The sequence below is a fragment of the Variovorax boronicumulans genome (assembly GCF_029892485.1).
Lineage (GTDB): Bacteria > Pseudomonadota > Gammaproteobacteria > Burkholderiales > Burkholderiaceae_C > Variovorax > Variovorax boronicumulans_B.
This window is the reverse complement of record NZ_JARXVG010000005.1, coordinates 403,177-424,768: the sequence shown is the minus strand read 5'-3', so window position 1 is coordinate 424,768 and position 21,592 is coordinate 403,177. Positions and strand designations below refer to the sequence as shown.

The following is a 21,592-nucleotide window of genomic DNA, read 5'->3' as shown; positions in this document are numbered from 1 at the left end:
TGATGAAACCCCGTACGGTTCAGGCCAGCATGTAGCCGGTCTTTACCGTCGTGTAGAACTCCGCGGCATAGCGCCCTTGTTCGCGCGGCCCGTAGCCCGACCCCTTGCGGCCGCCGAAGGGCACGTGGAAATCCACCCCCGCGGTCGGCAGATTGACCATCGTCATGCCGACCACGGCATGGCGTCTGAAATGCATCGCGTGCTTGAGCGAGTTGGTGCAGATGCCCGCACACAGGCCGAAGGGCGTGTCGTTGCACAGCGCCAGCGCCTGGTCGTAGTCGTCGGCGCGCAGCACGCAGGCCAGCGGCCCGAAGATCTCCTCGCGCGCGATGCGGTGCGAGGGCTTTGCGAGGAACAGCGCCGGGCTCATGTAGTAGCCAGGCGTGGAACGCTCCAGCGCCTCGCCGCCCCACACATGCTCGGCGCCCTCTTCGCGCGCGATCTCGACCCATGCGAGGTCCAGCGCGAGGCGCTCTTCGTCGGCCACCGGGCCGATGTCGATGCCGCGTTCCAGCGCATGGCCGATCTTCAATGTCTTGAGGCGCTGGCGCAGCTTGGCGACGAAGGCGTCGTGCACCGCCGCTTCGACGATCAGCCGGCTCGATGCCGTGCATCGCTGGCCCGCGGAGAAGTACGCGCCCTGCACCGCGCAATCGACGGCGCGGTCGAGGTCGGCATCGGCCAGCACCACGAGCGCGTTCTTGCCGCCGGTCTCCAGTTGCACCTTCGCGCGTCGCGCGGCGGCGGCCTGCAGCACCCGCTCGCCATTGGCGGCGGAGCCGGTGAAGCTCAGCGCATCGACCTGCGCGCTGTCGACCAGTGCCTGCCCCACCTCGCGGCCGCTGCCCATCACGAGGTTGAAGGCACCTGCCGGCAGGCCGGCGCGGCTGATGATCTCGGCCAGTGCCCAGCCGCAGGCCGGCACCAGTTCGGCCGGCTTGAACACCACACTGTTGCCATGGGCCAGCGCGGGCGCGATCTTCCAGGCGGGAATCACGAAGGGCGCGTTCCACGGCGTGATCAGCCCGGCCACGCCGACCGGCTCGCGCGTCACGTCGACCTGCACGCCGGCACGCACCGAGGCGAGGTTCTCGCCGCCGCCACCGCCGGCACCGCCGCGCAGGGCCTCGCCCGCGAAAAATTTGAAGACCTGTCCCGCGCGCGCCGTCTCGGCCACCGCTTCAGGCAGCGTCTTGCCCTGCTCGCGCGCCAGCAGGAGGCCCAACTCTTCCTTGCGTGCGATGAGCTCGGCGCCGATGCGGTCGAGCACGTCGGCGCGGCGCTGCGGGGTGCTGTGGCTCCAGTGGGGGAAGGCCTCGGTGGCTGCGCGGATGGCGGCCTCGGCCTGGCGGCGATCAGCCCGTGCGTACTCGGCGACCACCTCGCTGGTGTCCGAAGGATTGACGCTCACACCGGTGGTTGCGCTGGTTTCCCAGCGACCGTTGATGTATTGCCGCACGTTCTGATGGATCTCGCCGTGGATCACGAAGGCGCCGACCTTGTCTCTTTGTTGGAAGTGCCGTGAGTTTAGGAACAGAATTGATATCGATCCAATCGTTTTTTCGACAAAATGCATATCGATCGTCGGATTCTGGAAAACCCGAACAGCCTTTAGTTCCAGCAAATCACCCAAGAATGACCAACTACAACCACTGGTTCATACGCGCCCGGCTCAAGACGCGGCAACTGCTGCTGCTCGTGGCGCTGGCCGAGGAAGGCAACATCCACCGCGCGGCGCAGGTGCTCAACATGACGCAGCCCGCGGCCTCCAAATTGCTGAAGGACCTGGAAGACGTGCTGGAGGTGCCGCTGTTCGACCGCCTGCCGCGCGGCATGCGGCCCACCTGGTACGGCGAGACCATGATCCGCCATGCCCGCGTCGCGCTCGCGAGCCTGAACCAGGCGCACGACGAACTCACCGCGCTCAAGGCCGGGCGCTTCGGGCAGGTGAGCGTGGGCGCCATCACCACGCCGGGGCTGGCGCTGCTGCCGCCGGCCGTCGCGATGGTCAAGCGCGAGCAGCCCGACCTGCGGGTGTCACTGGAGATCGAGACCAGCCCGGTGCTGATCGAGCGGCTGGAGCAAGGCAAGCTAGACATCCTCGTGGCGCGGCTTTTTGCCGAGCACGACAAGTCGCAGCTGCGCTACGAGGCGCTGAGCGAAGAGCCGGTGTGCGCGCTGGTGCGGCCGGGCCATCCGATGCTCGGCGAGAGCGGCCTCACGCTGCGCGACGTGGTCGGCGCCGGCTGGATCGTGCCGCCCGCGGGCAGCGTGCTGCGCCACCGCTTCGAGCTGATGTTCCAGGAGGTAGGCCTCGCGCCGCCGACCAACACCATCGAGAGCTCGGCCCTGCTCTTCATCACCCGCATGCTGCAGCAGAGCGACATGCTCGCGGTGCTGGCGACCGACGTGGCGCGCTACTACGCGGCGCACGGCATCGTGTCGCTGCTGCCGCTGGAGATGCCCTGCCACATGGACCAGTACGGCATCATCACGCGCACCGACCGGCTGCTGTCGCCGGCGGCGCGGGTGATGATGAAGGCGCTCAAGACGGCCAGCATGAGCGTCTACGGACGCAAGCTGGAGATGGACTGATCAGGTCCAGCCGGCGTCCACGATGAACTCCTGCGCGGTGCACATCTTCGCGTCGTCCGATGCGAGAAACAGCACCATGCGCGCGATGTCCTCGGGCATCAGCTTGTCGGGCAGGCACTGGTTGCGCTTGAGCGCCTTCTCGCCTTCGTCGTCGAGCCACAGCTTGACCTGCCGCTCGGTCATCACCCAGCCGGGCGACACGGTGTTGATGCGGATGCGGTCCTTGCCCAGGTCCACCGCCAGCCCGCGCGTGAGACCGTTCACCGACGACTTCGCGATCGCATAGCAGGGATAGCCCGAGCCCTTGCTCTGCCAGCCGGTGGAGCCAAGGTTCACCACCGAACCGAAGCCCAGCCGCTTCATGCCCGGCACCACCGACTGGATCGCGAACAGCGCGGGCCGCTCGTTGATCGCCATGCGGTTGTCGTAGTAGTCGGGCGTGACCGATTCGAGCGTGTGGCGGTCGTCGCTCGCCACGTTGTTGACCAGCACCGCGAAGTCGCCGCACTCGGCGGCCGCATCGGCGATGGCACCTTGCAGCGCGCCGATGTCGCGCACGTCGCAGGCGCGCCACCAGGGCGCGGCATGGCCGGCCTCGACGATCTGCTGCGCGAGCGCGGCGCTGGCGCTCTCGGCGATGTCGACGAAGGCCACCCGCGCGCCCTGCGCGGCAAAGGCGGCGACGATGGCCGCGCCGATGCCGCTGCCGCCGCCGGTGACGAACACGGTGCGGCCTTTCAGGCTCGGATGGATCGAAAGATTCGGTGAATTCAAGAAGCGTCTCCAGTGAGGCTGGAATGTGACATTGCAAAATGCATATCAATCTATTCCATATTGTTTGATTTCAATTATCAATATGCCTTGATACGATCCGCCGCGTCAAGGAGACATGACAAGGAACAACAAATGACGAGCTGTACCGCACCCTCGATCGAGGGCTCCCCCGAATGCATCTGGCCCGCCGAGGCGAACCTCGGCGAAGGCACGCTCTGGTCAGAGCGCGAGCAGGCGCTTTACTGGATCGACATCCTCACGCCGCGCCTGTTCTGGTTCCGTCCTTCGGACGGCGCACGGCGGGCCTGGCAGTTCGACGAGGAGATCACCGCGATCTCCGAACGCGCGACCGCGCCGGGCCTCATCCTCACGCTGCGTCGCGGCTTCGCGCTTTTTGACACGACGCAACTGCCGGGCGCCGGCGCCCGGTCGCGCTACCTGCACCAGCCCGAACCCGAGCGCACGAACAACCGCTTCAACGACGGCAAGTGCGACAGCCGCGGCCGCTTCTGGGGCGGCAGCATGGACTTCGACTGCAAGGCCCCCACCGGCGCGCTCTACCGCTACGACGCCGACGGCCGCTGCACCCGGCACGACGACGGTTTCGAAGTGACCAACGGGCCGACGTGGTCGGCCGACGGCCGCACCATGTACTTCAACAACACGGCGATCAACAAGCTCTACGCCTACGACTTCGACATGGACGCCGGCACCGTGTCGAACCGCCGCGAGTGGCATCGCTTTCCCAAGGCGCAGGGCCTGCCCGACGGCATGACGACCGATGCGGCCGGGCGCCTGTGGATCGCGCACTGGGACGGCGCCTGCGTCACCTGCCACGACCCGGTGACCGCGGCCGAACTCGCCCGCATCCCGCTGCCCGCAAGCAACGTCACCGACTGCGCCTTCGGTGGCGCGGACATGCAGACGCTCTACATCACGACCGCGCGCAACGGCCGCACCGAAGCGCAGTTGCAAGACGAGCCGCTGGCCGGCGGACTCTTCGCCGTGCGCATCGGCAGCCCCGGTGTGCCGGCCGCCTTGTTCGCCGGCTGACGCAAGGCTTCAGCCGACGACGCTGAAGCGGTGTTCCGTCGTGCTGCGGAACACCTCGCCCGGCCGCAGCACGGTCGATGGAAAGCCCGGCTGGTTCGGCGAATCCGGGTAGTGCTGCGTCTCCAGGCAGAGGCCGTCGCCCTGGCGCAGGCTCGCACCCTGCGAGCCCATGAGGCTGCCGTCGAGGAAGTTGCCCGAATAGAACTGCACGCCGGGTTCGCTGGTGTGCACTTCCATCACGCGGCCCGAGGCTTCGTGTTCCAGGCGCGCAGCCAATGCAAGGCCAGCAACGCCATCGCCGCTGCGGTCGAGCACCCAGTTGTGGTCGTAGCCATGCGCCCGCAGCAGTTGCTCATGGCCTTCGCGGATGCGCTCGCCGATCCGCGTCGGCGAACGGAAGTCGAAAGGCGTGGCGCCCACCTCTTCCAGCCCGAGCGGAATCAGCGTGGCATCCACCGGGCAGTAGCGGCTCGCCGGCAGCGTCAGCACGTGGTCCATCACATCGCCGCTGCCCGCGAGGTTGAAGTAGTCGTGGTGGCTCAGGTTCAGCACCGTCGGCCGGTCGGTCTCGGCGCGGTAGTCGATGCGCCAGGTGTTCTGCGTCGCAGAGAGCGTGTAGCGCACGGTGAGCTGCACTTCGCCGGGGTAGCCCTCTTCGCCATCCGCACTCGTGTAGCGCAGCTCGATGGCGACGTCGCCGCGTGCGTCCTCGGCGGACACCGGCGCGATCTGCCAGAAGCGCGTGCCGAAACCCTTCGCGCCGCCGTGCAATGAATTCGCGCCGTCGTTCAGGCCCAGCTGGTGCGCAACGCCGTCGAGCGTGAAGCGCCCGGCCGCGATGCGGTTGGCATAGCGGCCGACGATGGTGCCGAAGTGCGGATGCGGCTTGAGGTAGTCGTCCAGCGACGGCAGCCCCAGCACGATGTTCGCGGCATTCCCGTGCCGGTCGGGCACGCGCAGCGCGGTGACGATGCCGCCGTGGTTGATGGCGCTGAGGCTGAGGCCGCGGCCGTTGTCGAGGGTGAATTCGGTCACCGTTCGCCCATCGGGCATGCGACCGTATTCGCGAGAAGTGATGCGGGGGCTCATTCGGCTCCTGGTGTTGGCGGAAACAGTGCCTCGCGCGCGCACAGCGATGCGGTCTGCAGGCCGATGCGGTCCGTGAGGTCGTGGTAGGTGGGCGGCTCGGCCGCGTGCGTCTTCAGCTCGATGCGGTGGCCGGCCTTCGCCACCGCATCGCCGAAGCGCTGCTGCAGGGCGAAGGGCGTGTTCCTGTCGTCGCGGTTGCCGATCAGCACGATGCGCCGCGATGGGTCGCGCGCGATGCCGCTCACGTGGTCGAGCGGATCGTAGAACTGCGTGCTGCCGGTGGTGTCGGTGCGGCCGTCCTTCGACATGCCCAGCATGCGCGCGCGTTCGAGCAGGCCGTAGGCGCCCGAGGTCAGCACCGCGCAGGCCACGCGCGTGCGTCCCATGGTGAGCAGCGCGGCGCCGGCGGTGGCGCCGCCGCTGTGGCCCAGGATCACGATGCGCTGCAGCTGGTGGCGCTGCATGAGCGCATCGAGCGCCGCATCGAGCGCATGGAACTCCACCGGCTCGCGGCGCTTGCGGTGGTCGCCCGACGAGCCGTAGGTGCCGGGCCGCGCCATGAAGATCCACGGCACGCCCGCGCGGTCGCGGCTGCGCTGCGCATCGAGCGTGCGCAGCGCCTCGGTGTTGCCGGGAATGCGCGTGGGCGGCTGGTCCATCACGCTGTCGCGGTCGCCGGAGAACTGCACGATGGCCACGCGCGCACCGTCGATCTCGTCGCTCGCGAAATAGCGGATGCAGGCCGGCCCTTCGACCGGCTGCACCCAGAGGTAGCCGCGGCGGTCGGGGCAGTTCGCGCGCACGGCGGGCTGGTTCCAGTGCAGCACCTCGTCTTCGGCGGCGCCGGTCGCGCGCGGTGTGCCCGGGATGCGCGGCGCATGCGGCTCGGGCCCGGCGCGCTGCGCGCAGGCGGTCTGCACGAGCGCAAGCAGAAGCCAGGCGAAGCGGGCGTGCCGCCGCAATGCGGGAAGGAGCGTCACAGCTGTTGCAGCCTTTCGGGGATGGTGCCGAAGTCGGAATCGACGCGGTCGCCCTTCACCAGCACCAGGTCGCCGTCGCGCAGGAAATCGCCGAGGTAGCCGGCGAGCTTCTCGGCGTTGTCGAAGTGCGGCCCGAGCAGCGCGGCCGGCACGTCCTCGCGCAGCCAGCGCATCTCGTCGCCATGCGTCACCAGGTGCTCGATGCCCGAGGCCAGCAGGGGTTCGGCCAGGCTGCGGTGCATGGCTTCCGACTCGCGCCCGAGGTTCACGATGCGCCCGAGCACGCCGATCCTGCGAGCGACCGGTGCGTGGTCGGCGTGCCGGTAGGTGCGCACGAACTCCATGGCGTTGCGCATCGACATGATCTCGGCGTTCCAGCTGTCGTCGATCAGCGTGGCCTGCACGCCGCCGCGGGTGCGCAGCGCATGCACCTGCATCACCGCGGCGGGCAGGCGCACCCGGGGCATGCGTGCGCAGGCGGCGTCGGCATCGAAGCCCATGGCCAGCAGCGCCGCGAAGGCCAGGGTCGAGTTGCGCACCAGCCCCGTGCTCGCGATCGGGAACTGGTACTGGAGCGTGCGGCCTTCCATCGCGATGCGCACGCGGCAACCGCCGCCGGGCTCCGGTTGCGTATCGACCACGCGGATGTTGGCATCGGGCCCCGGCCCCACCACCCAGATGGCGCCCGCCGTGCGCGCGGCCGCATGCACCACCTGCGCGAGGCAGGGAATGTGGTCGGGCACGATGGCCACCCCGCCAGGCTCCAGGCCCAGGAAGATGCGCGACTTGAACGTGGCAGTCTGTTCGACCGTCGAGGTCTGGCGCGTCTGCGACAGCCCGACCTCGGTGATGATGGCCACGTGCGGCCGCGCCATCAGCGAGATCGGCCCGCGGTCCATCCAGAGCCCGCTCTGCGCCATTTCGAGGATGCACACGTCCGCATCGGGGCCGAGGTTGGCCAGCATGGCCGGCACGCCGACGCGCGAGTTGTAGTTGTCGATGGTGGTGTGCACGCGCGCCGCCTCGGGCAAGAGGTCGCGCAGCATGGCGATGGTGGACGACTTGCCGACCGTGCCGGTCACGCCCACCACGTAGCCCTCGAAGCGCGCACGTGCCGCGACGCCGAGCGCGATCATTCCGCGGATCGGGTCGTCCAGCTGCAGCAGCGGAAAGTCGGGGGCCAGGCCTTCCACCGTGTGCGCGATCACCGCGCCGGCCAGGCCCTTCTCCAGCGAGGGAAGTTCGTCATGGCGGTCCAGGTTGGTGGGCAGCCGCTTGCTGTAGTTCTCGTGCACCGCCAGCGTGTTGTAGTCGGAGGCGACGAAGAGCGAAGGCGGCGGCAGCAGCGACATGTGGCGCGGCCCGCGCACCACCGAGTTCACGAACCAGCCCGGCGGCGGCTCGACCAGCCAGCGTCCGCCGGTGATGCGCTGCAGCTGCTCGGCGGTCCAGACCGGCGCCGGCTGCGCACTCGCGCCGGGACGCAGGGCCGTGAGCACGGGTGCCGGCCGCGCGGGCAGCGGCACCGGCGCCTCGGGCACGCGCAGGCCGCACCAGACGAACAGGCGCTGCTGCGGCGGCAGGTCGGCCAGTGCGCCGCGCACGCGCACCTCGAGCTGCAGCACGTCGCTCTCCAGCAGCCCGGGGCGCGGCGCGCGCAGGCCGTAGCGGTCGCGGTAGATGCGGCCCGGCTCCCAGCGGCTGGTCGGCCACATCCAGTCGCAGGGGTCGTGGTCCATGCCTTCGCCCCACGCCGGCATGCGGGTGCTGCGCATCGGGATCGCGCGGAACTGGATGCGCAGGTCGGCCGGCACGGGCGCATCGGCGGTCCAGAACGACTCGACCCACAGCATGCGCCGCCCGACGATCTGCCGGGGCGCGCAACGCACGCCCAAGAGGCGCAGCGGTCCGATCTGCAGCGGTGTCACGAGCGCGTCGGGCGGCACCCCATCGACCACCCAGCCGGGCCGGGGTGCGGGCACAGGCGCGACGACCGAAGGCGCGCGCACGGCCGGCTCGGTGGCGGCGCGCGGCGCAGATTGCCCGGGCCGCGCGGGTGGCAGCAGCTTCACCGCGCATCGCCCGCCGGGCTGCGGCACCATCTCGGTCCCGAGCGCGCGGCATTGTTCGGCGAAGCGCGCGCTCGCGGCCTCTGCCGGCTCGCCCGTGAGCTGCCGCGAAAAACCGAAGCCGACGCCGACCGGCGTGAACACGACCTCTTCCACGCCGCGCTCGCCCAGCGTCAGCGAGAACACGCCGGAATCCGCGAGATCGTTGCGTATCGCATCGAACAGCAGGTCGCCTGCGTCGTGCAGGATCGGCCGTCCGCGGTAGATCTCGATGCCCTGCAGCACGTGGGCCGAGCTGCCGAGCACGGCATCGGCGCCGGCATCGACGATGGCATGGCCGACGTCGATTTCCGCCTGCAAAGGTGCGGTCTCCAGGTTCGCGCCCCAATGCACCGCCACCAGCACCACGTCGGCTTCGGCGCGCGCGGCGGCAATGCGCGGCTGGAGCGTGGCGGTCCAGGCGGCGGGGTCGTCCAGCGACAGACAGGCGGCCCCGGGGCCGTCGGCCGTTGCGGCGAAACGCGGCTGCGTGGCATCGAGCGAGAACAGCGCCACGCGCAAACCGCCAGCCTGGCGAAAGGCCGGCCGCAGCGCGGCTTCGAGGTTGCGCCCCGTGCCGGCATGCGCGATGCCGGCGGCCTCCAGCAGCGCTTGCTGCTCCATCAGCGCGGCGGGGCCGTAGTCGCCGCTGTGGTTGTTGGCGGTGGCGACCATGCCGATGCCCGCCTCGGTCAGCACCGCGAGCATCTCGGGCCGGGCACGGTAGTAGTACGGGCCGCCCTCGTCCTTCTCGACGCCCTGCTCGCCCGTGGTGGCGACCACGCATTCGAGATTGACGATGCGCAGGTCCGCCTCGCGCAGCGCCGCGATGCCGCCCAACATCTCCTGCGGCCCGCCGAGCTCGTGCAGGCGGTAATGCTGACGGCGGCCGAGGTTCACGTCGCCGCCCCAGACGACGACGGGCGCGGAGGCGCTGGCTCCTGGCCGTGCCGGCGGCGCGGCCTCGGCTGCATAGGGCGCGGTGGGCGCGGCGTGCAGCCGCTGCGCCTCCCGCGCCTTCAACAGCCGGTGGTACGCCACATAGCCCGAGAGGTAATGCTCCACATCGTCGATGCGTACCCGAAAGCTGTGGTGCTTGATGAAGAACGACCCGGCGATGCGGTCCGGATTGCGGAAGAACATCGCCAGCTCGGGCCAGAAGTGGCCGTTGGCCAGGTAGCGCGCGCGGTGCTCCAGCGCGCGGTCGAACTTCTGGCGGTCGAGGCCATCGAGCAGCGGGCGCAGCGCCGGGTCGGCCTCGATGCGCAGCACCATCTCGCGCGCGGCCATCATCAGTTCGAGCAGTGTCGGGAAGGTGGTGATGCGCTCCAGCACGAAGTCCAGGTAGCCGGCCACGTTCTGCAGGCCGAACTGGTAGTAGCGCGTTTCGGGCCGGTAGCGGGTGAGCTCGTTGACGCAGTAGCTCAGCCAGTGGTCGTGCGCCTGCCAGTGCCTGGCGGCAATGAAATGCTCGAAGGCCTTCTCGACCACCGCAAGCCAGCGCTCGTCACGCGTGAGGCCGTACAGGCGCATCAGGCCGAAGGCGGCCTCGCCGTCGTAGTAGATGACGCGGAACGCATCCTTGATGTCGAGCTTGGGGAAGTTGAGCACGTGCACGAAACGCCCGGTGCCCTGGTCCTGCATGGCGCGGATGCCGAGCGCGAGCTGTTCCATCAGCGGCAGGTATTGCCGGTCGCCGGTGAGCTCGGTGTACTTCACCAGCGCAAGCAGGCAGACCGCATTGCCGCCGAGCTTGACCTCGTTGCCGACATCCACCAGCAGCGCCGCGAGCGTGCCGTCGGGCAGCGGCACCTGGCGGATCAGCCGCTGCGTCAGGATGCCCAGCGAGCGGTCGATGGCCGCCTTCTGCGTGGCGCTGCGCGTGAGCTCCCAGGCTTCCAGCATCGCGTAGGTGGTGCTGGCGTGGCGCAGGGTGTTGTAGGTGGGAATGGCGCGATCGAAGCAGGGGAACCAGCCGTAGTGGAATTCGCCCGTGGGCTTGACCTGTCCGGCGAGGTAGTCGCTCGCCGAATCGATCATCTGGCGGACCTGCCGCGCGTTCCAGTCGTCCAGGCGGCGAAAGCCCGCGGCCTGCCCTTCGGCGGCGAGGGGCCAGGCGCCATCGGCATCGACGTACACGGCGCGGGTGGTGAAGCACCAGACGGGCGCGGCATCGTCCGCGGGAAAGTCGATCTCGGCGCCGAAGCGGCGCTTGGCGTACAGGCGCAGGTTGGCGACGTTGGGCAGCGCGTGCTCCACCTCGCCGCTGTAGAGGACCGCCGCGCCCTGCATCTCCTGCGCGAGCAGCGCGTGCCTGAAGTGCGCATCGAGGGCAATGCCGAGGTTGAAATAGTTGCGCTTGGTCTGCGCCAACTTCGCCTTCAGCGCACCCCAGCTCATGGCCGTGACGGTATCGACGATTTCCGCGCGCAGGCGCTCGGGGGGCCGGTCGCCGCGCTGGGCCTGCAAGGCCAGCGCCTCGGCGGCGGACTGCCATGCGGCATCGATGTCCGGCCCGTTTCCGGACACCACGCGGGCGCGGCTTTCGCCTTCGCCCATGGCGAGGAAAACCACGCATCCCGCCTCCACGGTGGCGGGCGACACAAGGGGCAGAGCGCCCCCGGCACCGGCCAGGGCGAGCCTGGCACGGTTCAACAGATCGGCGAGGGGATTGGGGTCGTGCGTCATTCCACCGCCAATGATGACAGGCCATGGCACGGCCTGCCATCCCGGCGATCCATGACGGCATGCGGCCGGGATCTGCCGTCGCGGGAGAGTTCGTTCGGCGCGTGTGCGCAGGCCTCAGGCCCAGGCCTCCATCACCGCCCCCCGCACCGCATCGACCGACACAGCCCGCTTCCCGTCGACAGGCGCGACCCAGCACAGCCACGTGTGCGACCGCCACCCGTTCCAGATCGCGAGCTCCCCATTGCGTGCGCCCTGCTCCGCCTGGTCGAGCCGCATCAGCCCCGCGCCCATGCCGCTGGCGACCATGCTGCGGATCGCGCTCTCGCCGTCGGCGGTACGGCCCTGCTGGTATTCGCGGCCCGCGCCCGCGAACAGTTTTTCGAGATGCGCGCGCAGGATGCAGGACGGCGGCGTGCCCACCCACGGCAGGTTGACGAGTTCGCCCAGCGAGAGATCGGGGTGCGCCTGGGCGACCGGCAACGGCAGCACCACGGCCAGGTCGACCACGCTGAGGCGCCGCAGCTCCAGCCCCTCGGACTGCTCGCTGTCGCTCAACACATAGGCACAGTTGGGATCGCCGCGCTGCACGCCGGCCAGCGTCTCGAACGACAACCCCTGCCTGAGTTGCAGCGTGACCTGCGGATGGCGCTCCGCCAGCGTCACCAGCACCTCGCCCAGTTTCAGCGACACCGGATCGACCACCGTGCCGAAGCGCACCACGCCCTGCGTCGCGCCACGCAGTTGCTCGGCTGCCGAACGCATGCGCATCGCCGAGGCCAGCGTGCGTTCGGCCTCGTCGAGCAGGCTGTGGCCGGCTTCGGTGGGCACCATGCCGCGCGGGGTGCGGTCGAAGAGTTTCACGCCCAGTTCGTCTTCCAGCGCCTTGAGCTGGGCGCTGACTGCCGGGGCGCTGGTGAACACGCGCTCGGCGGCGCGGGTCAGGCTGCCTTCCTTGGCAATGGCGACAAAGGTCTTGAGTTGGTAGAGCTCCATGGCCCGGATTGTGAGCACTTCGGTGCGAGCCGGCCATTCGCTTTTTTGGAGGACCCGGTCCAAAGAAGCGAATGGAAATCAGGCGGCGGAACCCCGATTCTTGAAGCCATTGATTCATCGCCAAAGGCTCACCATGTCTCCTCGTCAACGCCTGCTCGGCATCGCCGCGCTGCTGCTCGCCACCTCCAGCTGGGGCGGCATGTTCCTCGTCAGCAAGGGCGTGCTCCAGCATGTCGAACCCGTGTGGTTCACGCTGATCCGCTACAGCATGTCCGCGCTCTTGTTCGTGCTCCTCATTCTTCCGCGCGGCATGGCGCCCTGGCGCAAGCTGCGGCTGCACGCCGGGCCGCTGGCGCTGCGCGGGTTCGCGGGCTTCGGCGTCTTCAGCGTGATGCTGCTGGTTGGGCTTGCGCACTCGGTGCCCTCGCACGGCGCGGTCATCGTGGCGACCACGCCGATGACCACGCAGCTGCTGCGCTGGGCGCTCGACGGCGTGCGCCCAGCGCGAACGACGCTGCTGGCCTCGGCGCTGGCGCTGCTGGGCGTGGCGATCGTCTCGGGGCTCTTGTTCGGCGATGCGTCGGCGGGCGCGTCGACGCTCTTCGGCGATACCGTCGCCTTCGTCGGCACGCTGGGCTGGGTCTGGTACACGCGGGGTGCGGCACGCTTTCCGGGGCTGGACGTGATCGAGTACAGCGCGCTCACCGTGCTGGCCGCGTGGCCGCTGTTGCTGGCTGTTGCCGTCGGAGCCAGCGTGCTGGGGCTCTCGCAGATGCCGAGCGCGGAGGGCCTGGGCCTGTCGTGGGAAGCGCTGCTCTACGTGGGCCTGGTGTCTTCGGCCATCGCGGTGCTGGCTTTCAACTACGGCGTGAGCAAGCTCGGGGCCGTGACGGGCACGGCCTTCTTCAACTTCGTGCCGGTGTCGGCGCTGCTGATGAGCATGGCGATGGGCAAGATGCCCACGGTGAACGAGGCGGTGGGCATGGCGATGGTGATCGGGGCGCTGCTGATCCATACCGCGGCCGGCCGCAAGGCTTCTTCGGCGCCGGCCGCCCCGATCGCGCCGGCGCTCCAGAATCGCGGCACCTGTGCAGCCACTTCATGAAAACATGAGCCAATCCCACCTCTTCACGCCCCTGCAACTGGGCACACTTCGCCTGGACAACCGCATCGTCATCGCGCCGATGTGCCAGTACTCCGCCACGGAGGGCACGCCGGGCGACTGGCACCTGATCCACCTGGGCCACCTTGCGCTCTCGGGGGCGGGGCTGATGATCCTGGAGGCGACGGCGGTGGAGGCCGAGGGGCGCATCTCGCCGGGAGACCTCGGGCTTTATTCCGATGCCAATGAAGAGGGCCTGGCCCGCGTGCTCGCGGCGACGCGGGCCCATTCGCCCATCAAGATCGCGATGCAGCTCGGGCATGCGGGGCGCAAGGCATCGAGCCGTGCGCCTTGGGAAGGCGGCAAGCAGATTGCGCCCGGCGAGCCCGGCGGATGGAAGGCGTATGCGCCCTCGGCCGTGCCGCATGCACCGACGGAAGATGCGCCCATCGCACTCGACGCCGCGGGCGTCGCACGCATCCGCAACGCATTTGCCGAAACAGCGCGGCGCGCGGCGCGGCTCGGGCTCGACGGCCTGGAGATTCACGCGGCGCACGGCTACCTGCTGCACCAGTTCCTCTCTCCGCTGGCCAATCACCGCGACGACGCATACGGCGGCAGCCTCGAGAACCGCATGCGCTTTCCGCTCGAGGTGTTCGATGCGGTGCGCGAAGCCTTTCCCGCCGACAAGCCGGTGTGGGTGCGCGTCTCGGCCGTCGACTGGGTGCCGGACGGCTGGGACCTCGAAGGCACCGTCGCCTTCGCCAAGGCGCTCGAAGCGCGCGGCTGCGCGGCCATTCATGTGTCCAGCGGCGGCGTATCGCCCAGGCAGGCCATCGCGCTCGGCGCGGGCTACCAGGTGCCGTTCGCCGAGCGCGTGAAGTCCGAGGTCGGCATGCCGGTCATCGCCGTGGGCCTCATCACCGAGCCGCGACAGGCCGAGGAAATCATCGCCAAGGGACAGGCCGATGCGGTGTCGCTGGCACGCGCGATCCTCTACGACCCGCGCTGGCCGTGGCACGCGGCCGCCGAGTTGGGCGCGCAGGTGAAAGCGCCGCACCAGTACTGGCGCTCGCAGCCGCGGGAGTTCAAGGATCTGTTCGAGAACGCGGCGTTCGGGGCGCGTTGATCGACGCCCTCGTCAGTCGTTCGACGCAACCCGCACCCAGCGCTGCGTCTTGCCGAACAGCGGCAACCCGACATACGCATGCAGCATCAGCTCGCCTGCCGCGTTGCCGGCGGTGCTGACCGACATGTTGCAGCTGTAGAGCTTGCCGTTCTCCCGGTTGTAGATCTGGCCGGTCCATTCGGTAGGCGGACGCGCGGGGTCGGCCGCATCGACGGGCGCGAAGTCCTTCAGCAGCGTCATGCCCAGTGCCGGGCGTTTGTCGGCCGCTTGCATTTCGCCACCGCCGGGGGCCATCGAGCGGTTGCCCAGGACCTTGGTGACGGTGCCGCACAACGCAGCCCCGCAGGGCGCGACCTCCACTTCGAGGTTGCCGTTCGCGGTGACCCAGCGGCCGCGCGGATCGGAGGCCGATGAGGATTGCGCCTGCGCCGCGAAGGCTGTGGCGAACAACAAAGCGGCGCCGAATGCGCGGCCTGGACGTTGGAGCGAGGGCGTGGTCATGAAGGGCTTCGTGTCGAGTGGATGGAGCGCCCATTCCATCGCAGCACGTGCCGTCATATGTGTCGAGACACACACTGAATCGTCGTGTTCCGTATCTGGCGTGACGCCAGACAGGTGCGATACAAATCTCCGCGCTTCAGCCTGATTCGAAGTTGCTCACGCGCGCTCTTGCAGCGCCAGATAGAAGAAAGTGGTGCCGCACGGCTCGCCCTCCGGCAGCAGCGCGAAGCCAGGAATCACGCCCACCCGCTGCCAGCCCATGCGGGCATAGAGCCGCTCGGCCTCGGCGCTCGATGTGTCCAGCACCAGCAGCGTCTTGCGGTGTTCGCGGGCAAGGTCTTCGGCCGCCTGCATCAGCAGCGCGCCGACGCCCCGGCGCCGCGCCCTGCGGTACACGAGCATCTTGGAGACCTCGGCGCGGTGCGGCTGGTTCTCGGGCTGGTCGAGCACGAGTTGCACGGTGCCCAGCAGTCCCTCCGCGTCTTCAGCCACCAGCAGCGCACGTTCGCCGCGCGCCACGCCGTCGGCCACCTTGCGCCAGAACGCAAGGGCGCGTTCGCGCGTGATCGGCAGCATGAAGCTCACCGAGGCGCCGCCCTCGACGCAATCGATCAGCAGGTCGGCCAGCGCATGCACATGGTCATCGCTCACTGTGTGAAGGGCACGGAGGCGGGGCGTTTCTTCGGTCGTCATGTCGTTCATCTCCAGGAGGTGGGTGCCGTGGTGATCACGACGGCATAGCGCGCGGTCTTGCGCGTGGGGTTGTGATAGCTCATGGGGTGGTCGAGCGTGAGCGCGAGGCAGTCGCCCGCGTCGAGCCGGTGCAGGTCGTCGCCGACCGTGACCTCGACGCGGCCTTCGAGCACCCACACCTGCTGGTGGATGCGTGGCTCTCGAGCGCCGGTTTCGTAGGCCACGCGGGCTTTTGGCGGAAAGTGCACCTCGACGATCTGGATGGGCGACACGGCGGCGCCGGGCGAGACATTCCGGCGCACGTAGCCGGAGTGCGGGTCGCGCCACTGCAGCTGGTCGGCCAGGCGCGACACGGGGCTGGCGGCGGGCGCGGCATCGTCGAACAGCGAAGCGAGCGGCACGCCCAGACCGGTGGCGAGTTTTTCGAGCAGCACGGCCGTCGGGCTGCTCTCGCCGCGCTCGATCAGGGAGATCATGGAGCGGCTGACGCCGCAGTGCGTGGCCAACGCATCGAGCGACAGCGAGCGGGCGGCGCGCAGGTCGCGCACGCGTCGGGCGATGCGATCGTTGAGGGTGGCGGGGGTTGATTCCGTCATATTGGATGAAATATCCAATGAAAAGGAAATCGAGTCAACCAATGGTGGCGGCTACGCCTCGGCGCTGACCAGTGATTTGTTCTGCAAATCGCCCACTCTTCGGATAAACATTCATCGAGCAGCTTGCGATCATTCAACTTATCACCAGCATGAGCCCGACATGAGCGTCAACAACCCCGACCCCCTGCCCTCTTCGTTCACCGCCTTCGCCGACGGCCTTGCGGCATCTTCGGCGCTGCGCTCGCCGATCACCGCCGCCTGGCGGCGCGCCGAGCCCGAAGCGATACCACCCCTGCTCGAACAGGCCCGCCTGCCGGCCGCGCAGGCCGAAGAGGCCCATGCCCTCGCCCACCGCATCGCCCAGCAACTGCGCAACCGCAAGAACGCCAGCGGCCGCGCCGGCCTCGTGCAGGGCCTGCTGCAGGAATACGCGCTCTCGTCGCAGGAAGGTGTCGCGCTGATGTGCCTGGCCGAAGCGCTGCTGCGCATTCCCGATGCCGAGACGCGCAACGCCCTGATCCGCGACAAGATCGCTCACGGCCAATGGCAATCGCATGCGGGGCGCAGCCCCTCGGTGTTCGTCAACGCCGCGACCTGGGGCCTGCTGCTCACCGGCAAGCTGGTGGCCACGCACAGCGAGACCGGTCTCTCCACGATCCTCACGCGCCTCATCGGCAAGGGCGGCGAGCCGCTGATCCGCAAGGGCGTGGACATGGCAATGCGCATGATGGGCGAGCAGTTCGTCACCGGCGAGACCATCGCGCAGGCGCTGGACAACGCGCGCGAGCTGGAGGCCGAGGGCTTTCGCTATTCGTACGACATGCTGGGCGAAGCCGCGCTCACCGCGAACGATGCGAAGCGCTACCGCATCGCGTACGAAGACGCGATCCATGCGATCGGCAAGGCCTCGAACCACCGCGGCGTGTATGCGGGCCCGGGCATCTCCATCAAGCTCTCGGCGCTGCATCCGCGCTACAGCCGCGCACAGCATGCGCGCGTGATGGACGAGCTGTACCCGGTGCTGCGCGACCTCACGCTGCTCGCGCAGCAGTACGACATCGGCCTCAACATCGACGCGGAAGAAGCCGACCGCCTGGAGCTCTCGCTCGACCTGCTGGAGCGCCTGTGCTTCGAGCCGGCGCTCGCGGGGTGGAACGGCATCGGCTTCGTGATCCAGGGCTACCAGAAGCGCTGCCCCTTCGTGATCGATTTCGTGATCGACCTTGCGCGCCGCAGCCGCCACCGGCTCATGGTGCGACTGGTGAAAGGCGCGTACTGGGACAGCGAGATCAAGCGCGCACAGATCGAAGGCCTCGAGGGCTACCCCGTCTACACGCGCAAGGCCTACACCGATGTGTCGTACCTCGCCTGCGCGCGCAAGCTGCTCGATGCACCCGAAGCGATCTACCCGCAGTTCGCCACGCACAACGCCCACACGCTGGCCGCCATCTACACGATGGCCGACCCGTCGCGCTACCAGCCGGGGCAGTACGAGTTCCAGTGCCTGCACGGCATGGGCGAGCCGCTGTACGAGCAGGTGGTCGGTCCGCTCGGGCGACCCTGCCGCATCTACGCTCCCGTGGGCACGCACGAGACGCTGCTCGCGTACCTGGTGCGGCGGTTGCTGGAGAACGGCGCCAACACCTCGTTCGTCAACCGCATCGCGGACCCGACGATTCCGCTCGAAGCCTTGGTGGAAGACCCCGTCGCAACCGTGGAACGCATGGCGGCGGACGAAGGCGCCATCGGCCTGCCGCACCCCGCCATTCCATTGCCAGTCGCTCTCTACGGCAAGCAGCGCGCCAATTCGCATGGGCTGGACCTGGCGAACGACGACAGCCTGCGCCTGCTGGGCGAAACGCTCCGGGCCACGGCCGCCGAGCCGTGGCGTGCCGAACCGTTGCTTGCCGAAGACTGCGAAGTCTCCAGCAGCTGGGCCGATGTGCTCAACCCCGCAGACCATCGCGATGTCGTCGGGCAGGTGCGAGAGGCGACGCTGGCCGATGTCGAATCGGCGGTCACGCACGCGCAAGGCTTTGCAACGACATGGGCCGCCACGCCGCCCACGGAACGCGCCGCCCTGCTCGACCGCGCGGCCGATCTGCTCGAAGCGCAGCAGCCGCGCCTGCTCGGCCTGCTCGCACGCGAGGCCGGAAAGACCTACGCCAACGCCATCGCCGAAGTGCGCGAGGCGGTGGACTTCCTGCGCTACTACGCCGCGCAGGCACGCACCGATTTCTCCAACGACACGCACCGCGCGCTCGGGCCGATGGTATGCATCAGCCCGTGGAATTTTCCGCTCGCGATCTTCACGGGCCAGGTGGCCGCCGCGCTCGCGGCCGGCAACCCGGTGCTGGCCAAGCCAGCCGAGCAGACGCCGCTGGTCGCGGCCGAAGCGATCCGCGTGTTGTGGCAGGCCGGCGTGCCGCGCGCGGCCGTGCAGCTCCTGCCGGGACGCGGCGAGACCGTGGGCGCCGCGCTGGTCGCGGATGCACGCGTGCAGGGCGTGATGTTCACCGGCTCGACCGAGGTCGCGCGCATCCTGCAGAAGACGCTGTCGACACGGCTCGGCGCCAACGGCGCGCCCGTGCCGCTCATCGCCGAGACCGGCGGGCAGAACGCGATGATCGTGGACTCGTCCGCGCTGATTGAACAGGTGGTCACCGATGTGATGGCCTCGGCCTTCGACAGCGCCGGCCAGCGCTGCTCGGCATTGCGCGTGCTGTGCGTGCAGGAAGAAGCGGCCGACCGCCTCATCGAGATGCTCAAGGGCGCGATGGCCGAGAGCTGCATCGGCAACCCCGCGCGGCTGGCCGTCGACGTGGGTCCGGTGATCGACGCCGAAGCCCGCGACAACATCGAGCGCCACATCGCCACCATGCGCAGCCGCGGCCGCAGGGTCTACCGGCAGGGCCGCGAGTACGGCCACGACACGCGCCAGGGCACATTCGTGATGCCGACGCTGATCGAGCTCGACAATATCGCCGAGCTGCAGCGCGAGGTGTTCGGGCCGGTGCTGCATCTGGTGCGCTACCGCCGCCGCGACCTGGGCGCGCTGGTCGGGCAAATCAACGGCACGGGTTATGGCCTCACGCTGGGCGTGCACACGCGCATCGACGAGACCATCGCGCAGATCGTGGAACACGCGAAGGCGGGCAACGTCTACGTGAACCGGAACATCGTCGGCGCGGTCGTGGGCGTGCAGCCGTTCGGTGGCGAAGGCCTGTCGGGCACGGGGCCGAAGGCGGGCGGGCCGCTGTACATGTACCGCATGCTGTCGAAGCGGCCGGACGATGTGCTGGTGCGCGCGATGGCGGATGCGGACCCTGGCAACGCATCGCCGACGCAGGTCGGTGCATCGCATGCTGCGCTCCCGGCCTTGACCCGATGGGCCAACGAAACGAACCGTCATGCATTGGCAACCCAATGCCAACGCTTCGGCGAACTCTCGCGCTCCGGCAGCTCGCGCACGCTGGCCGGCCCCACCGGCGAGCGCAACGTCTACACGCTGCAGCCGCGCGAAGCCGTGTTGTGCCTGGCCGATGCGGAAGCCGACCGGCTGGTGCAGCTGGCGGCCGTGCTGTCGGTGGGCAGTACCGCGATCTGGCCTGCGGATGCCGGCGCGCAAGGCCTGCGCGCGTCGTTGCCCGTCGAGGTGCAGCAGTCGGTCGCCATTGCGAGCGACTGGACTTCGGAGACCGTGGTCTTCGATGCCGTTCTTCATCATGGCGATGCGGTGAGCCTGAAGGGCGTCGTGCAGCTCGTCGCGTTGCGGCCGGGGCCGATCGCCGGTGTGCGCTCGTTCGCGCCTGGGGATACAGGCATTCCGCTTGAGAGCCTTGTGGTCGAGCGTGCCTTGAGCGTGAATACCGCTGCTGCCGGGGGGAATGCGAGTCTGATGACGATCGGCTGAGGGTGCTGTTCAGGGCGTGTGCACAGACCGCCGGGTACTCCCCTCCGCGAATGTCCCCCGGCCTGCGGCCTCCTCCTTGATTTCGCTGCGGGGAGCACCGGACGCCCTGAGCACCTGGACGCGCTGTTGGTGCGCAGCCGATCAACGACTGCTCTGAACACGATCACGCTGATGGGGTGCCTTGCGCAGCGAAATCAAGGAGGAGCGAAGCGGGGGACATTCGCGGAGCAAGGCACCCCGTCGGCGTGATCGCCGCCCCGAATGAACCCAGCGCCCTATTTGTCGAACGCCGGATCGACAGGCACCCGATACCCGTTGACCAGTCGGTTGGTCTCATTCGCCATGCCGACCACGCCCATGAGTTCACCGAACATCTCGGGCGTCATCCCTGCCTTCTCCGCACCCGCGTGATGGCTCGCGATGCAGTAGCCGCAGCCGTTGGAGACGCTCACCGCGAGGTAGATCATTTCCTTGACCACCGGATCGAGCGCGCCGGGGGCCATCACTTCCTTCAGGCTCGACCAGGTGCGCTTGAGCGTCACCGGGTCGTTGGCCAGGTACTTCCAGAAGTTGTTGACGTCGGGCACGTTGCGCGATGCCTTGATGTCGTCGAACACGGCCTTCACTTCGGGCGAGGCGTCTGCGTAGTCGATCGGTTGGGGTTTCATCGGGTCTCCTGAGTCAGCGGTGTGCTGGACACGAGGATAGTCGGCTCGTCATGCGAGGCGAGGCCCGAGGTCTCTGGCCGCCGGAGGCATCAGCGGTGGCCGATGTCTCAGGGCGAGCGCGTCGTCCGCATAGAGGATCGCGAAGGCCCTGCGTTTCTCGTTGAAGTTCACGCCGCTGGCGCCCGCATGGTGCAGCGAGCGGTGGTTGAAGGCCACCACGTCGCCCGCATCGACCTCGTAGCCCACGATGTCGAAGGCGCGGCGGTTGGCTTCGATGTCGCGCACCTCGATGCGGCCGGCCCAGCCGCATTCCACTTTCCAGAGGTGCGAGCCGCGCACCACCTCGATGCCGGTCTCGCGCGGCACGTGGTCCACCGGCATCCACACGCGCACGATGCGGTGGCTGTCGGCGAGGCCGTACGAGGTGTCCTGCTGCCATGGTGTGGCCGCCATCGGGTTGCGCGGGTCGCTGTCGAAGAGCTGGTCGTAGATCCAGCGCAGCCGCCGCGTCACCGTCAGTTGCCGCGCGACCTCGCCGGCTCCCGAGTCGAACATCGCCTGCTCGTGCTCGACGCCGTCCTGCGCGCGCCGCACCCACTCCGGCGAGATGATCTGGCGCAGGCACACCACGCCGTCCCGCAGGAAACGCAGGCGCTCGTCCATGCGGACGTCGCGGAGCAAGGGGGTGTGCATGGGGGGCATCTCCAGGT

At 68.9% G+C, this 21,592-nt stretch carries 16 protein-coding genes; 5 read left to right on the top strand and 11 right to left on the bottom strand.

All coding sequences use genetic code 11. The features are described 5' to 3' along the window. Nucleotides 1-19: 19 nt before the first annotated feature. Nucleotides 20-1,486, bottom strand: coding sequence for an aldehyde dehydrogenase family protein (locus M2282_RS14890; RefSeq protein ID WP_280809549.1), 1,467 nt, complete (start codon nucleotides 1,484-1,486; stop codon nucleotides 20-22). A 149-nt stretch (nucleotides 1,487-1,635) separates the two neighbouring features. Here M2282_RS14890 and M2282_RS14885 point away from each other — a divergent pair, with 149 nt between their 5' ends. Further along, entirely contained in the window at nucleotides 1,636-2,595 is a 960-nt protein-coding gene (locus tag M2282_RS14885) for a LysR family transcriptional regulator (protein WP_280809548.1), read from the top strand. Here M2282_RS14885 and M2282_RS14880 read toward each other — a convergent pair whose 3' ends face one another. Next, entirely contained in the window at nucleotides 2,596-3,369 is a 774-nt protein-coding gene (locus M2282_RS14880; RefSeq protein WP_280809547.1) for an SDR family NAD(P)-dependent oxidoreductase, read from the bottom strand. A 132-nt stretch (nucleotides 3,370-3,501) separates the two neighbouring features. Between M2282_RS14880 and M2282_RS14875 the strand changes: the two genes are divergently transcribed. Further along, on the top strand, nucleotides 3,502-4,422 hold the full coding sequence (locus M2282_RS14875) for an SMP-30/gluconolactonase/LRE family protein (protein WP_280809546.1): 921 nt from the start codon (nucleotides 3,502-3,504) through the stop codon (nucleotides 4,420-4,422). Nucleotides 4,423-4,431: 9 nt separating this feature from the next. On the opposite strand, the gene M2282_RS14870 is transcribed toward M2282_RS14875, so the two are convergent. The 4 genes from M2282_RS14870 to M2282_RS14855 form a co-directional block, all read right to left on the bottom strand. Next, nucleotides 4,432-5,511 carry an aldose epimerase family protein gene (locus M2282_RS14870; RefSeq protein WP_280809545.1) on the bottom strand — a complete coding sequence of 360 codons (1,080 nt, stop codon included), beginning with the start codon at nucleotides 5,509-5,511 and terminating at the stop codon, nucleotides 4,432-4,434. Continuing rightward, nucleotides 5,508-6,491: an alpha/beta hydrolase family protein gene (locus M2282_RS14865; RefSeq protein ID WP_280809544.1), complete on the bottom strand. Its 984-nt coding sequence runs from the start codon at nucleotides 6,489-6,491 to the stop codon at nucleotides 5,508-5,510. Before M2282_RS14865 ends, M2282_RS14870 begins: the two co-directional genes overlap by 4 nt. Then, nucleotides 6,488-11,287: a CapA family protein gene (locus M2282_RS14860; protein WP_280809543.1), complete on the bottom strand. Its 4,800-nt coding sequence runs from the start codon at nucleotides 11,285-11,287 to the stop codon at nucleotides 6,488-6,490. The genes M2282_RS14865 and M2282_RS14860 overlap by 4 nt, the downstream gene beginning before the upstream one ends. Before the next feature lie 114 nt (nucleotides 11,288-11,401). Further along, the gene (locus M2282_RS14855) at nucleotides 11,402-12,280 is read right to left on the bottom strand and encodes a LysR family transcriptional regulator (protein ID WP_280809542.1); all 879 of its coding nucleotides are present in this window, start codon (nucleotides 12,278-12,280) and stop codon (nucleotides 11,402-11,404) included. A 133-nt stretch (nucleotides 12,281-12,413) separates the two neighbouring features. On the opposite strand from M2282_RS14855, the gene M2282_RS14850 reads away from it, so the two are divergent. Together M2282_RS14850 and M2282_RS14845 are read left to right on the top strand one after the other, a co-directional pair. Then, entirely contained in the window at nucleotides 12,414-13,385 is a 972-nt protein-coding gene (locus M2282_RS14850) for a DMT family transporter (protein ID WP_280809541.1), read from the top strand. Between the two features lie 4 nt (nucleotides 13,386-13,389). Further along, on the top strand, nucleotides 13,390-14,511 hold the full coding sequence (locus tag M2282_RS14845) for an NADH:flavin oxidoreductase/NADH oxidase (protein WP_280809540.1): 1,122 nt from the start codon (nucleotides 13,390-13,392) through the stop codon (nucleotides 14,509-14,511). Nucleotides 14,512-14,523: 12 nt separating this feature from the next. Here M2282_RS14845 and M2282_RS14840 read toward each other — a convergent pair whose 3' ends face one another. The 3 genes from M2282_RS14840 to M2282_RS14830 all read right to left on the bottom strand — a co-directional run bounded on the left by M2282_RS14840 (nucleotide 14,524) and on the right by M2282_RS14830 (nucleotide 16,301). Then, on the bottom strand, nucleotides 14,524-15,069 hold the full coding sequence (locus M2282_RS14840) for a DUF2147 domain-containing protein (RefSeq protein ID WP_280809539.1): 546 nt from the start codon (nucleotides 15,067-15,069) through the stop codon (nucleotides 14,524-14,526). Nucleotides 15,070-15,168: 99 nt separating this feature from the next. Next, on the bottom strand, nucleotides 15,169-15,714 hold the full coding sequence (locus tag M2282_RS14835; protein WP_432422904.1) for a GNAT family N-acetyltransferase: 546 nt from the start codon (nucleotides 15,712-15,714) through the stop codon (nucleotides 15,169-15,171). Then, nucleotides 15,711-16,301, bottom strand: coding sequence for a helix-turn-helix domain-containing protein (locus tag M2282_RS14830; protein ID WP_280809537.1), 591 nt, complete (start codon nucleotides 16,299-16,301; stop codon nucleotides 15,711-15,713). Before M2282_RS14830 ends, M2282_RS14835 begins: the two co-directional genes overlap by 4 nt. Here M2282_RS14830 and putA point away from each other — a divergent pair. Further along, nucleotides 16,264-20,214: a trifunctional transcriptional regulator/proline dehydrogenase/L-glutamate gamma-semialdehyde dehydrogenase gene (gene putA, locus M2282_RS14825; RefSeq protein ID WP_280809536.1), complete on the top strand. Its 3,951-nt coding sequence runs from the start codon at nucleotides 16,264-16,266 to the stop codon at nucleotides 20,212-20,214. The two genes, M2282_RS14830 and putA, sit on opposite strands and share 38 nt — an antisense overlap. 275 nt (nucleotides 20,215-20,489) lie before the next feature. On the opposite strand, the gene M2282_RS14820 is transcribed toward putA, so the two are convergent. Both M2282_RS14820 and M2282_RS14815 read right to left on the bottom strand, forming a co-directional pair. Then, nucleotides 20,490-20,882, bottom strand: a complete 393-nt coding sequence (locus tag M2282_RS14820; protein WP_280809535.1) for a carboxymuconolactone decarboxylase family protein — start codon at nucleotides 20,880-20,882, stop codon at nucleotides 20,490-20,492. 48 nt (nucleotides 20,883-20,930) lie between these two features. After that, nucleotides 20,931-21,575: a phytanoyl-CoA dioxygenase family protein gene (locus M2282_RS14815; RefSeq protein WP_280809534.1), complete on the bottom strand. Its 645-nt coding sequence runs from the start codon at nucleotides 21,573-21,575 to the stop codon at nucleotides 20,931-20,933. Between the last annotated feature and the right edge of the window lie 17 nt (nucleotides 21,576-21,592).

Excerpts from the sequence above, each read along its gene's own strand:
- M2282_RS14885 (WP_280809548.1), top strand. The coding sequence starts at position 1,636 with ATGACCAACTACAACCACTGGTTCATACGCGCCCGGCTCAAGACGCGG.
- M2282_RS14875 (WP_280809546.1), top strand. The coding sequence starts at position 3,502 with ATGACGAGCTGTACCGCACCCTCGATCGAGGGCTCCCCCGAATGCATC.
- M2282_RS14870 (WP_280809545.1), bottom strand. The coding sequence starts at position 5,511 with ATGAGCCCCCGCATCACTTCTCGCGAATACGGTCGCATGCCCGATGGG.
- M2282_RS14860 (WP_280809543.1), bottom strand. The coding sequence starts at position 11,287 with ATGACGCACGACCCCAATCCCCTCGCCGATCTGTTGAACCGTGCCAGG.
- M2282_RS14855 (WP_280809542.1), bottom strand. The coding sequence starts at position 12,280 with ATGGAGCTCTACCAACTCAAGACCTTTGTCGCCATTGCCAAGGAAGGC.
- M2282_RS14850 (WP_280809541.1), top strand. The coding sequence starts at position 12,414 with ATGTCTCCTCGTCAACGCCTGCTCGGCATCGCCGCGCTGCTGCTCGCC.
- M2282_RS14845 (WP_280809540.1), top strand. The coding sequence starts at position 13,390 with ATGAGCCAATCCCACCTCTTCACGCCCCTGCAACTGGGCACACTTCGC.
- M2282_RS14840 (WP_280809539.1), bottom strand. The coding sequence starts at position 15,069 with ATGACGGCACGTGCTGCGATGGAATGGGCGCTCCATCCACTCGACACG.
- M2282_RS14835 (WP_432422904.1), bottom strand. The coding sequence starts at position 15,714 with ATGAACGACATGACGACCGAAGAAACGCCCCGCCTCCGTGCCCTTCAC.
- putA (WP_280809536.1), top strand. The coding sequence starts at position 16,264 with ATGCGATCGTTGAGGGTGGCGGGGGTTGATTCCGTCATATTGGATGAA.
- M2282_RS14830 (WP_280809537.1), bottom strand. The coding sequence starts at position 16,301 with ATGACGGAATCAACCCCCGCCACCCTCAACGATCGCATCGCCCGACGC.
- M2282_RS14820 (WP_280809535.1), bottom strand. The coding sequence starts at position 20,882 with ATGAAACCCCAACCGATCGACTACGCAGACGCCTCGCCCGAAGTGAAG.
- M2282_RS14815 (WP_280809534.1), bottom strand. The coding sequence starts at position 21,575 with ATGCACACCCCCTTGCTCCGCGACGTCCGCATGGACGAGCGCCTGCGT.